The sequence below is a fragment of the Litorilituus sediminis genome, from assembly GCF_004295665.1.
GTDB lineage: Bacteria > Pseudomonadota > Gammaproteobacteria > Enterobacterales > Alteromonadaceae > Colwellia > Colwellia sediminis.
The window spans coordinates 2,395,627-2,407,760 of the sequence record NZ_CP034759.1 but is presented as its reverse complement, the minus strand read 5'-3'; the positions used below and the strand labels follow the sequence as shown (position 1 = coordinate 2,407,760).

Annotated in this window: 9 protein-coding genes; 6 read left to right on the top strand and 3 right to left on the bottom strand. The window is 38.4% G+C overall.

Annotated features, from left to right (window positions below; genetic code table 11):
• Positions 1-49 precede the first annotated feature (49 nt).
• From EMK97_RS10730 to EMK97_RS10705, 6 genes are all read left to right on the top strand, one after another.
• A complete protein-coding gene (locus tag EMK97_RS10730) occupies positions 50-1,156 on the top strand; it encodes a TRAP transporter substrate-binding protein (protein WP_130602030.1) in 1,107 nt (368 codons plus the stop codon).
• A gap of 74 nt (positions 1,157-1,230) precedes the next feature.
• Positions 1,231-1,749 (top strand): TRAP transporter small permease subunit, encoded by a 519-nt coding sequence (locus EMK97_RS10725; protein WP_130602028.1) that lies wholly within the window; start codon positions 1,231-1,233, stop codon positions 1,747-1,749.
• On the top strand, positions 1,746-3,026 hold the full coding sequence (locus EMK97_RS10720; RefSeq protein ID WP_130602026.1) for a TRAP transporter large permease: 1,281 nt from the start codon (positions 1,746-1,748) through the stop codon (positions 3,024-3,026). The genes EMK97_RS10725 and EMK97_RS10720 overlap by 4 nt, the downstream gene beginning before the upstream one ends.
• 121 nt (positions 3,027-3,147) lie before the next feature.
• Positions 3,148-4,044, top strand: coding sequence for a UTP--glucose-1-phosphate uridylyltransferase GalU (galU, locus tag EMK97_RS10715; protein WP_130602024.1), 897 nt, complete (start codon positions 3,148-3,150; stop codon positions 4,042-4,044).
• A gap of 63 nt (positions 4,045-4,107) precedes the next feature.
• Positions 4,108-4,692, top strand: a complete 585-nt coding sequence (locus EMK97_RS10710) for a TetR/AcrR family transcriptional regulator (RefSeq protein WP_130602022.1) — start codon at positions 4,108-4,110, stop codon at positions 4,690-4,692.
• Positions 4,693-4,940: 248 nt separating this feature from the next.
• The gene (locus tag EMK97_RS10705; protein ID WP_130602020.1) at positions 4,941-5,564 is read left to right on the top strand and encodes an MlaC/ttg2D family ABC transporter substrate-binding protein; all 624 of its coding nucleotides are present in this window, start codon (positions 4,941-4,943) and stop codon (positions 5,562-5,564) included.
• Between the two features lie 210 nt (positions 5,565-5,774).
• On the opposite strand, the gene EMK97_RS10700 is transcribed toward EMK97_RS10705, so the two are convergent.
• From EMK97_RS10700 to plsB, 3 genes are all read right to left on the bottom strand, one after another.
• Positions 5,775-8,069 (bottom strand): ankyrin repeat domain-containing protein, encoded by a 2,295-nt coding sequence (locus tag EMK97_RS10700; RefSeq protein ID WP_170176747.1) that lies wholly within the window; start codon positions 8,067-8,069, stop codon positions 5,775-5,777.
• A 393-nt stretch (positions 8,070-8,462) separates the two neighbouring features.
• Positions 8,463-9,479 (bottom strand): hypothetical protein, encoded by a 1,017-nt coding sequence (locus EMK97_RS10695; RefSeq protein WP_130602016.1) that lies wholly within the window; start codon positions 9,477-9,479, stop codon positions 8,463-8,465.
• Positions 9,480-9,618: 139 nt separating this feature from the next.
• Complete coding sequence (gene plsB / locus EMK97_RS10690) at positions 9,619-12,051, bottom strand: glycerol-3-phosphate 1-O-acyltransferase PlsB (protein WP_130602014.1); 2,433 nt, start codon at positions 12,049-12,051, stop codon at positions 9,619-9,621.
• Positions 12,052-12,134 lie beyond the last annotated feature (83 nt).

Sequence of the window (12,134 nt, the reverse complement as noted above, 5' to 3'; positions counted from 1 at the left end):
CGCAGATTAAAAATAATAACAGCATACAATAAGATAAAAGGAAGCCGGTATGAGCACATCATTTTTGATTAAGGCGGTGACGGTTGTTGCCATTGGCCTATCAAGTCTAGGATTTTCTGGTTTAACTCAAGCTGATGATGGTAAAAAGTATCGTTGGCGTTTAGCTGAAACTTGGGGCCCTAACTTCCCCATTTTTGGCGAAGCAACAAAGAACATGGCGAAAATGGTTAAGGAAATGTCTAATGGCCGTTTAACTATTCGCATTGATTCATCTAATAAACATAAGTCGCCTTTAGGTATTTTTGATTTCGTTAAAACGGGTCAATACCAAATGGGCCATTCAGGCTCTTATTACTGGAAAGGTAAGAACTTTAATACCCTATTCTTCACCACCGTACCTTTTGGTATGACAGCACCAGAGCAATATGCTTGGTTTTACCATGGTGGTGGTATGGAATTAATGCAGAAAGTGTATAGTCAATACGGTATTTTATCTTTCCCGGGGGGCAATACCGGTAACCAAATGGGTGGTTGGTTTAAGAAAGAAATCAACAGCGTGGAAGATTTAAAAGGCTTGAAAATGCGTATCCCAGGCTTTGCTGGTGAAGTATTGGCAAGGTTAGGTGCTAAGCCGACTAACATTCCTGCTGGTGAGTTATACACAGCGTTAGAGCGTAACACCATTGACGCGTTAGAGTGGGTTGGCCCGTCGTTAGATTTACGCATGGGCTTTCACAAAATAGCACCATATTATTATACCGGTTGGCATGAGCCAGCAGCTGAGTTGCAGTTTATGGTTAATGAAAAAGCCTATAATTCATTACCAAAAGATTTACAAAAAATCTTAACGGTAGCAATGAAAGCGGCCGCTTATGATATGTATGCTCAGTCGTATCACGAAAGTGCCATGAACTTAGCAACACTAGCAAAAGATTACCCTAATGTGAAAATGCGCTCATTCCCTAAGCCGGTAATGAATGCCATTTTAGCAACCAATGAAACGTTATTGAAAGAGTTTGCCGCTAAAGATAAGATGACGGCAGAAATCTTAAAGTCATTAAGTGATTATCAGCAAAAAGCTCGCGCTTGGACAAACTTGTCTGATCGCGCTTACCTTGATAACTTTGATAGCAAAGTGAGTGTTGCGGCGCAATAAGTTCGTAATACTACCTTAATAAAAGCAATGCTTTATAACAGGGCATTGCTTTTTTATTACAGCTGAGAAAATACATGCAAAGTACCATAAAAATAATAGAAAAAGTGCTTAATGCCTTGGGCAATCTTTGTAGCATTTTACTGCTCTTGATGATCGCCAATGTCTTTTACGATGTCATTATGCGCTACTTTTTTAATGACGTTAGTATTGCAATGCAGGAGCTAGAGTGGCATTTGTTTGCTGCCATGTTTATGTTTGGTATTGCTTACACCTTAAAAGAAGATGCGCATGTGCGTGTAGATATATTTTACGATGCTATGAGCAAACGCAAGCAAGCCTTAGTGAATATTTTTGGTTCGGTTTGTTTTGCTTTACCTATCACCTTACTTATTTTGTATTTTAGCTGGGATTACACCTTAGAGGCCTATCAAATGGGGGAGGGCAGTGCTGATCCTGGTGGCTTGCCGCATCGCTGGATAGTGCGCAGTGTTATTCCCGTTTCAGCGCTATTTTTAACCTTAGCCATACTGCATGTGGTGTTAAGTCAATTGCAGGTGCTTGTTTTACAAGATGAACAAGAGGCTGAAAAATGACCGGTATTGTTTTATTTGTCATTGCGCTAATTTGCCTATTTTTAGGTTATTCTGTGGCGTTCACCTTTGCCGGTGTCTCCCTTATTGTCGGTGTGTTTGTTCTGGGTGTTGATCTGTTTGCTTTTATGCCTTATCGCATTATGAGCATTATGGAAAATACCATTTTAATGGCAGTGCCTATGTTTATCTTTATGGGTATTGTTTTGCAAAAAACAGGCTTAGCTGAACGCTTATTAGAGTCAGCAGCTAAGCTTTTTGGTGGTATCGCTGGTGGTGTCGCTATATCCACCATAGTGGTGGGGGCTTTGCTTGCCGCCTCTACGGGTGTTGTTGGTGCTAGTGTTGTGGCTATGGGGGTGATTTCACTGCCGGTGATGCTGAAAAATAATTACCACCAACCGACAGCAACGGGGGTTATTTGTGCCTCAGGTACCCTAGGACAGATTATTCCACCTTCAATCATCTTAATTATTTTAGGTGATGTCATGGGCGTGCCTGTCGGTGATTTATTCCGCGCGGCGGTATTACCGGGTATTTTGCTGATTGTCGCATACAGCGTTTATATTTTAATGCTTGGCAAGTTTAAACCTGAATTTTGCCCTCCCATTGAAGTACTTGAAGATAAATCGGTTATTTTAAAACAAGCCCTTAAGGACATAGTACCGCCGCTTGTGCTTATTTTGGCTGTGCTGGGTTCAATTTTTTCAGGTATTGCTACCCCAACAGAATCATCGGCTATTGGCGCGGTAGGTGCAGTGATTTTATCTGTTTTTTATCGTAGTTTTTCTATGAAAAAAATGCATGAAATCTCGAAAGAAACGGTAAAAGTAACCTCTATGGTATTTGCCGTGCTGATTGGTGCTACAGCATTTGCCATGGTGTTTAGTTATTCAGGTAGTGAATATATTATTGAAGATTTCTTTATGGAGTTGCCCGGCGGTAAATGGACCTTTATTGCTATATCTATGTTGGCTATTTTGATTTTGGGTTTCTTCATTGATTTTATCGAAATTGCCTTTTTGGTGGTGCCGATTTTGTTGCCAGTGGCTATGGCATTAGATCTTAATTTAGTCTGGTTTGCTATTTTAATTTCAATGAACTTGCAAACCTCGTTCTTAACGCCGCCTTTTGGTTTTAGCTTGTTTTATTTGAAAGGGGTTGCGCCTAAGTCACTTAAAACCAGTACCATATATAAAGGGGTCATTCCTTTTATTTTGATGCAAATAGCGGTATTGCTTTTAGTGATATTCTTCCCTGAGCAGTTAATTATTTCTTAGCCGGAGAGTGAATAAGAGCTTTCGTATTCTTATTCACTCAAAAAGACATTTTTTAGACCTGGGTTATTTTAAGCTAGAGCATATTCGATGTAATAGGTTGTAGTTTTAAGTGGATGTGAGCATGAGTCATCAAGTAGAGTCAGTTGTTATTCCTGTTGCCGGTTTAGGTACACGTATGTTGCCTGCCACTAAGGCAATTCCAAAAGAAATGTTAACTGTGGTTGATAAGCCCTTAATCCAATATGTGGTTGAAGAAGCCGCCGCTGCTGGCATCAAAAATATCGTATTAGTGACGCATGCCAGTAAAAATTCGATAGAGAATCATTTTGATACCAGCTTTGAATTAGAAGCGCAGCTTGAAAAACGAGTGAAGCGTTCTTTATTGGCTGAAGTGCGCTCTATCACTCCTGAAGGCACTAATATTATTTCTATACGTCAATCTAATGCACTAGGTTTAGGGCACGCTATTTTATGCGCTAAGCCTATTATTGGTGACAAACCCTTTGCGGTGTTATTACCTGATGTGCTTATTGATAAATATCAGTCAGATTTAACGACCGATAATTTAGCTGGTATGAAACGCAGGTTTGAGCAAACCAATATTAGCCAGGTATTGGTAGAGGAAGTTGATGCTGATGATGTTGAAAATTTTGGCGTAGTTGATGTAGAAAACACAGATCTTAAAGCCGCTGAATTTTCCGCTATTAAGGCACTTATTGAAAAGCCTTCCAAATTCGATGCGCCTTCAAATCTCGCGATTACTGGACGCTATGTGTTAGCAAGCAGTGTTTGGGAAGCGCTGGAATTTACCTTACCTAGTGTTAATGATGAAATTCAATTAACTGATGCCTTACAGTTATTGCTGCAAAGCGAGCCGATGGAAGCCTATAAAATTGTCGGTAGAAGTCACGACTGCGGTAATAAACTGGGTTTTTTGCAGGCTAATATCGAGTATTCTTTATTAGAGCCAAATTTGGGTAAGCATTTACGTAGTTTTTTACAAACGCTAAGCTTGTAAGTTGCAACAAACCGCTCGGTTGGTTATTATTTGTCTGCTAGTTGTAGAGTGAGAGTTGTTGATATGAGTGATGCTGAAAAAACCCGTTTAAATATATTAACGGTTGCTGCCGATGAAATTCACCAGCATGGCTTTAAAGCGACCAGTTTGTCAGTGATTCTCGAACGCTGTGCTATTTCTAAAGGCGCACTTTACTATCACTTTACCAGTAAATTAGAGCTTGGTTACGCTGTCTTTGAAGAAATATATGTTCCTATGTTTTTAGAGACTTGGCAGCCAGCACTAGCACATGATGATCCTATCGAAGGTTTGTGTGAGTTTTTTACTGCCATGGCAAGTGAAATGAATTGTAGCGAAGTTGTTTGTGGTTGCCCGCTAAACAACTTGTGTGAAGAAATGGCTAACGTTGATGAAGGCTTTCGCTTACGCATTTTAGCTATGCAAGAAAAACTCAACGCATTAATTGTTGCCAGCCTTGCACGTATTCAAAGTCAACTACGCGCAGATATAGAGCTGAGCCAAGTGGCATATTTTATTGTCGCCACATTCCATGGCTCTACCACCTTAAGTAAAAGTGCCAGAAATAAAGAGCTATTCCAGAAAGTTATTATCGAACTGTGTCGATATATTCGAGCACTCAAAAAGTAACCCCCTCATAAATATTAAATAATTTCGATAATATCAATAGTATAGATTTTATTACTACGTTATTCCCTGTGAAGGTCAGCGCCGTAATGCTGACTTTGCTCACACCTTTTTTAAACTTTGAAACAAATTTGTAGTAGAAATTTATTCACAAACCGCTCGGTCGGTGGTAGTATGCGCACAATATATACCGACCACTCGGTTTGTTGATTTTTTAGCAGTGTTTAAAGTTTAATTATTGGGGGTTTGAAATGGGGAATTTGTTGAAGAATATCGCGCTTGTTGGGCTATTAGTGCTTACCTCAGCCACGGCTTTGGCTTCACAAAACAATCAAGTTGAAAGCTCACCGTATCTGGTATTGAAAGAGGTGGGCAATAAGCTTTTTACCCGAATTTCAGCTAATCAACAGGAGATTAAAAAATTTCCTTATTTAATGCGCGATATTGTTGAACAAGAATTGATGCCATCAATTGATTATCGTTATGCCTCATATCGCATTTTAGGTAAGCACTTGAAAAAGATCTCAAAAGAGCAGCGTGCTGATTTTGTTGAGGCAATGCGTCATTATTTAGTGAGAACCTATGCCACGGCATTAACGAAATACAAAAACCAGCAAGTGATTTTTGAAGCGGATAAGCCCACTCAAGGTAAAAAAATTGTTTCGGTAAAAACGCAAATAATTGATATGAACGCACCGACAATCGATGTGATTTTTAAAATGCGTAAGGACAAGAAAACAGGGCAGTGGAAAGCATTTGATATGGTGGTAGAAGGCATTTCATTACTGAGCAGTAAACAAGCTGAGTTAAGTAATAAAATTGCTAAACAAGGTGTTGAACAGGTTACCTTGGAGCTGGCAGCATTAACTAAATAATTTCATTTCAGCTTAGGTGTAGGGGATCATATTTTGACTTTCAGCTTTGAATAATCGTTTTTTCGTTAACTATGAGTCTAAAATAGTCATTACTTACTAGAAAATACCCTTGTTAAGCAACAATGAAGAGTTGTAAATTTAAGAAAAATTTTATTTTCTCGTATAATAAATCTTTAGAAGTTGTATAAGTAGTTGAAATTTAATTTGGATTTAGTTCTGGTTATCTTCTTTTAATCGACAAGATAGTTTACCTAAATATATAGGATAGCCATTTCCATAAGGTGACATCATTTCGTCAACTACATATTCTCCTAGATCATAACTTGCAGTGTATTTAGGTGTATAGTTTATCGGAAATCTGTTCTGCCCTTTATTAACATCGAAAAAGTTTACTTCGTTAAATATATTAGCGGCTGTAAGCGCTATATTATTTGAATGAAAGAAGTAAATTATATCTTCACGATTTATCGTCAGAAAGTGAAACTGATAGGCGTTACCTTCAGGTGTAATCACTTTACAAACATTTGTTTTTTTATCTTTAAAGACACTTACTAGTTTATTTTTCCTAGCCTCTGTCTTGTATGTTAACCAAGCCTGAAGGTAAGAATAAATAAAAGGTTTATTACAATAATATTGACCGTTATAGTTGAGGTAGCCTCGTTTTCCAGACAAAGTGTACTGCTCACAAGCTAAGCCTTGGTTAAACCAACCATTAGCTTGATTTTTTTTATTGATTGACTTTTCAATTAACTTTTCACTCGCTGCTAATGATTCACCTAAGCGATTTAATTTAAGAGATACTAAGGCCATATTACTTAAAGTCCTTTCGTTATCAGGTTCAATCGCGAGTGCCTTTAGCAATAACTCATATGATTTTTTAATTCTACCTTGTTGATATAACTTCTCAGCGTCAATAATACTTTTTTTAGCTTCCATGAGTAATTGCTTATCACTTGGTACTTTCAACCACTGTTCAACTTTTTGTAATTCATCTGTGTCAATATTAGGATTTATTTCAGATGAAGTTTCTAAGGTATAACGATAGAACCAATCTAATGCTGTTTCTAACGTTGTAGGGTGGTTATGACCATTTTCAGCAGTCATAAATGGTTCAGCGCCATTATCAAGCAACAATCGAATAAACTCAGAAGAAGCATAACGAACGGCATAATGCAGGGCTGTCATTTTTGTTGTTTTAAGTGTGTAATAGCATGTATCTGCTGGCTTCGTAGTGGCAGCTATTGTATTCGCACCATGTTCAATTAATAATTTAGCTGATTCAAGTTGATTGTATTGTGCTGCATACATTAATGGTGTTTTACCAAATTGATTAACACTATTGGGATCAATTGATTTATCCAACAATAGTTTTAGTTTTTCAGGGTCTCTGATAGCAATATTTAAAATGCTCTCTTTGCCTTCAGGACTAGCCCAACTTGTTAGTTGAGAATCAATTTTAGATGCATCAAACTTCAGAGAGTTTATTGATTTACTATCATCATCTAAAATATTATTTCTTAATTCATATTCTCCTTTCGAGAAACTTGGTTCGTACATATAAAAACCAAAACCTTTACTCACTGCCGATGTTAAAGCAAACTCAGCCATCCATTTAGCTTTACTTTCAGACCAGCCAAAGCTTTTTTGATAGAACTTTGAAAGGTCAATAACTGTCAGAGTTAACTGTGTAGAATAAGCTTTTAAAGCTGCGTGTTCTGATAAACCTGTGAGTGACCACCTTTTTAAACTGTCTATAATCCTTTTATAATCACCATAACTATTTACACTACCTTCAGCTGAATTATTCATAGCCCAAGGTCTAAACATTGTTTGATTAAGAGCCGATGTTGTGCGATTTCTCCACCGATATTCAGTATTCATACTTCCACATCGACCAGCGCCACGAGTTAAGCCTTGGATCGATTGATTAAGGGCAGAGATAGACAGTTTGGCTTTATTATATTCTTTACTACTATTGCTTTCGCTACCTTTGGGTACTACAGATATTTCGCAAGCACTTTCCCATTTAGCATCAGCGTTAAGCTTATATAATAAAATTTTTCCTTTATACTCAAAATAGCTACCAACAATAAATAAGTAAGGAGTTTTGTCATTATTCTCAAAAATTGAATAATTATAGCTTGCGGCTGGATGAGTATTTTCTGCTAACTCTCTCAGGTATGAATAATTTTGTTTTTCTGGAAAGGCTTCTGTTGATGCAAGTGATTGATTAGTTTCACAAGCTCCACCACAACCTGCGTTTTGTTTATATGTAAGATAAAAAGTTTTATTGTAAGCTTGTAATTCTTTAAGTTGGCTATCTCCTAAATAACGCCAATCTAACAATTTATTTGTATCTATATTATTTCTACCACTAAATTTATAAGCTTTATAGAAGCTAACATTAGATAAAAACTTAGTTTGTACATCCTCTAATAAGCTATCGCATGCCACGTCATTATTTTTAACTAAATATGGTTTAAACCAAAGCTTACTTAAGTCCATATCTTCCTTAAAAGTTTTCGCGTTAATAGTGAATGTAAAGGCGAGTAATAGTAGTGATAGTAAAGCCTTGTTCATGATAAATATTATCCGTAATATCAATATGTAATGAAGGTGAGTATATAAAAGACACATAATTAACAATAGCTTTAATTGACTTTTTAAAGAATAATAATTATTAGACTAATTTATACGAAAAACTTAACAAATAATTCATTCCAAGTCAGTTGAGTAAATGACAGCTCTGGTGGCATAGCAGACCATCAGATTATCTTTATCGTGTTTATATCTTCCACCGTTGTTGGCACAGAGGCGACTGTCAGATTTGATTAAGTTTCAATAATGGAATCTGATAGTTCAAGACAAGTTAAGCCTTATTGAGCTGAAGCAATGAACTTATTGTTTAGGCTTCACAGGCGTTAGTTTTTCTTGAACCTTTTTCATATGTTCGCGAAAACTAGCGTCAAATTTACTCTCGCCACAATTAAAGGCTGAAGTCGACGCTTCGACTGGGCTGCCAATAAATTGCTCCCGCTCAATAATACATAGGCCATTGTCTAACTTGGTAATAGTACCGCCGCCATAGTTACTGGTGTTCTTTTCTTTAATTTGCTCAGGTGTTAACTGAACTTCTGAATGTGGCACCGGAAACGGCTGGGCATGCATTTTAGAATGTGATCTAACTGCTTGGTATTCTTGAAAATCCTTTTCCAGCATTTGCTGGTTTATCGAATTACGTAACTTATTGAGTTGTCCGTAGGCGGAAAATGATTTGGTTTTCGGCTGTGCTGCTTTAAGCTCTTGAGCTGTTTGCGGCGTGCTTTGGGCGGGTGATTGCGGTGTCACTTTAGCTGCTTGTTCAGTTTGCTTAGCTTTTGGCTGTGGCTCTACAGGTTTTGGCTCTGGTGGTTTTGTTTCTAGCGGTTTTGCTGCTTTTGTCTGGGCTGTAGGCTGTGATTCTGTAGCTTTTTCAGTAGGTGCTTGCACAGGCTGTACTTTCTTAACAGGCTTTTTATACAAATAACTTTTGATGGCTTTAACTTCAGCTACTTTAGCGGGCATTGTTAACTGTGATGTTTTTGCAAGTAATATCAGGGCAGCCAACAATGCTAAGTGAATGAATATAGAGATTAAAAATGTTTTAGCTTGTTTATCGCCAGTGTTAACTGGTTCACCTAGCAATTGAATATCTTTTTCTATAAAGGTTTTAGGGATGTCACTTGGCGTAACTTCTTGCGAGGTTAGCGAAATGGTTTGCTTATTACTAGCTGTCTGTTTTTCGGTGTCTGAGCTAGAAAATGCATTAATACCTAGGGCAAAGGGCATGCTTTCAGTATGCTCACTAGTGCGTTTAGGGGCAAATAAGCTAATGTCGCTGAGATCTGAAGAAGTAATGGTTGCAATCCCTTGCACGTATCGCGCGTGTGTTTACAGAGAATTATTATTGTCTGTATAGATAGCAAAAACCCCGATTGGTTCCCTAAAACAATCGGGGTTTTTAATTATGATATTTAATCTATCCCTTAAGCAAAGCTTAGGTTACTTCGCGATATTAACGCGCAATACTTTGCAGTACTTCAATATCGACTAGGTTAATTACGGTTGCTTTTATTGCTGGCATGGTCTCGCTTGCCACTAATAAGCCGTCATCGTTGATAACTAGGTAGCCAAGTTCACGCATGCTGGCAATTAAGGTGGCTTGCGCTTTTTTATCGACAAACTCAGGCGCATTGATGTTATTCAACACCGACAGGCGCTTGGCAATGGCAACAACTTTCTCTTCTAAATCACGCTTGCTTATTGGTGCTAAACGGGTGCTTAATGAAGTAATAATGGCTAAACGCTGTAAGCTTTCATCAATGCACTCAGCCATAACATGTACATGGGTAAGTAAGTTGGTATCTTCAGTCAGTGACCAAAAACCTGCTTTACTCTGTTTGGCAATGTCTGATGCTTGCAGGCTTGCTAGCACCTGCTGAGTCTGCGTTGCTACTTGTTCACTGTCTTGCCACAAGAATAAATCATCTTTAAGTAAGGCAACTATGCTTTTTACATTGTCAATTAATTGCTCTTCACTAATTTTGTTATGTTTTTCTAGTAAACGGCAGGTTAAAGCAGGCACGACATAGGTATGAAGAATGTTGTTACGGTAATAGCGCATTTCTAAGCTGGCTGTCGCACTTAGCGAAACAATGCTGCCAAAGGTGTCTTCACTAATGGTGACTTTATTTAACGAAATGACATGCTCAAGAATTTGTGCGCCAGTTTCCTCTGGTATAGTTAAGGAATCACTATAAGGTGCTTGGCGTTGTAAGGTTAAGAAGAAGTCTAATTGTGCTTCAAGTTCCGCTTTAGCTAAGGCTTTGTTTTCACTCGCATGTAGAATAAGCGCAACTAAAGCGACACCGTTAAGTGCAGCACTTTTGTTAATATTAGTCATTACGTTTTCGGCAAGCACATTCACCGTTGGTGTTAACCAATTTGGTTTTTGCGGCTCGATAGGATCGATTGCGTCTTTCCAATCGGGTACATGGTTATTTAAAAACTCATTAACGTTCATTGGCTCGCCAAAGTTAACATAACCGTTTCCGTAGTTACGTAAGTTCTTAATCGCCTTTAATACGCCAAACATAGATTCGTTTTTCTTTTGGCTGCCGCTCAATTCTTTATGATAAGTACCCACTTCCATCACGTGTTCGTAACCTAAATAAACCGGTACTAAGGTTAATGGGCGGTCAATACCACGCAATAAACTTTGAATAGTCATAGCTAGCATGCCAGTTTTCGGCTCAAGTACACGACCAGTTCGGCTTCTGCCACCTTCGGTGTAATATTTTACTGAGTAGCCTTTTTCAAATAATAAGCCTAAGTATTCGCGGAAAATTGTCGAATATAAGCGGTTACCGCCAAAGCTGCGACGAATAAAGAAGGCGCCGCCTTTTCTAAAAATACCGCCAGCAGGCCAGAAGTTTAGGTTAATACCTGCGGCAATACGCGGCATCATCACACCTTCTTGCATGATCACATACGATAACAACAGATAGTCCATATGGCTGCGATGACAAGGCACATAAATGATTTCATGACCATCTTGTGCAAGTTCACGCAGCACTTTAGCATTGTCTACTTTAATATCGCTAAATAAGCGACCCCAAAGCCATTTTAAAATTCTCTCGCCTAACAGAATCCAAGAAAAGTTAAAGTCGCCAGCAATTTCGTCCATTATGGCTAGCGCTTGCTTCTTCACTTTTTCTTCGCTAATTTTCTTACTTTTGACTTCATCAGCAATAATGCGTTTTACTGATGGGTTCGCCATTAATGCAGTAAACATTTGCTGGCGATGAATTAATTTAGGGCCACGAGCTGCCATGGTTTGACGGTGAAAGTGAAAGCGAGCAACGCGCAGTAATTTATGTGCCGTGGCTTTATCGCTACCGTGGTTGTCGGTCATTACGCGAATAGAAAGTGCCTCACTAAAGCGAACTAAGGTATCGCGTCCGGAAAATAACACAATAAAGAATTTACGCAACCAGCTTGGCGAGGGTTGATCAGCAATTAATGAGCTTAATGTCGCCTGTTTATCTTTACTTGGGTTTCTGCCCCAAATCATATTGGCTGGGATCAGTTGTGCATCTAAGTTTTTATCAAGCGCATGTTGATTAAGTAATTCTAAGCCTTGTCTTAATGCTTGGGTTTTGCCGACCTTGCCCCATGAGAAAAGTCGGCTGGGCTTGGCTAAACATAGGGTGCGTTGGAATGTTTTACCGTTAATTTCTACTTGCTCTAACGGATCAGGTAAATTTTGCTGTTTACAAGCAGATTGTAATGCGAGTAAGTCACTGGCTGATTGCTGGCGAACAACATAAAAAATTGGCTGCGTTTGGTTATTGGCAGGAGTGTTAGTATCGGCAACTATTCTGGTACGCACTAATAGGCGCACAGGTAGTTTTAATAAAAGGTAAAAAAGAGAACGCAAAGCCGACATAATGTTTCGCTCAAAAAGTTAGGACAAAATAAAAGCGCAATTTTAACATCGTTAAAAAAAATTGTCTTGGTTTGTCGGCAAAG

Excerpts from the sequence above, each read along its gene's own strand:
- EMK97_RS10730 (WP_130602030.1), top strand. The coding sequence starts at position 50 with ATGAGCACATCATTTTTGATTAAGGCGGTGACGGTTGTTGCCATTGGC.
- EMK97_RS10725 (WP_130602028.1), top strand. The coding sequence starts at position 1,231 with ATGCAAAGTACCATAAAAATAATAGAAAAAGTGCTTAATGCCTTGGGC.
- EMK97_RS10720 (WP_130602026.1), top strand. The coding sequence starts at position 1,746 with ATGACCGGTATTGTTTTATTTGTCATTGCGCTAATTTGCCTATTTTTA.
- galU (WP_130602024.1), top strand. The coding sequence starts at position 3,148 with ATGAGTCATCAAGTAGAGTCAGTTGTTATTCCTGTTGCCGGTTTAGGT.
- EMK97_RS10710 (WP_130602022.1), top strand. The coding sequence starts at position 4,108 with ATGAGTGATGCTGAAAAAACCCGTTTAAATATATTAACGGTTGCTGCC.
- EMK97_RS10705 (WP_130602020.1), top strand. The coding sequence starts at position 4,941 with ATGGGGAATTTGTTGAAGAATATCGCGCTTGTTGGGCTATTAGTGCTT.
- EMK97_RS10700 (WP_170176747.1), bottom strand. The coding sequence starts at position 8,069 with ATGGACTTAAGTAAGCTTTGGTTTAAACCATATTTAGTTAAAAATAAT.
- plsB (WP_130602014.1), bottom strand. The coding sequence starts at position 12,051 with ATGTCGGCTTTGCGTTCTCTTTTTTACCTTTTATTAAAACTACCTGTG.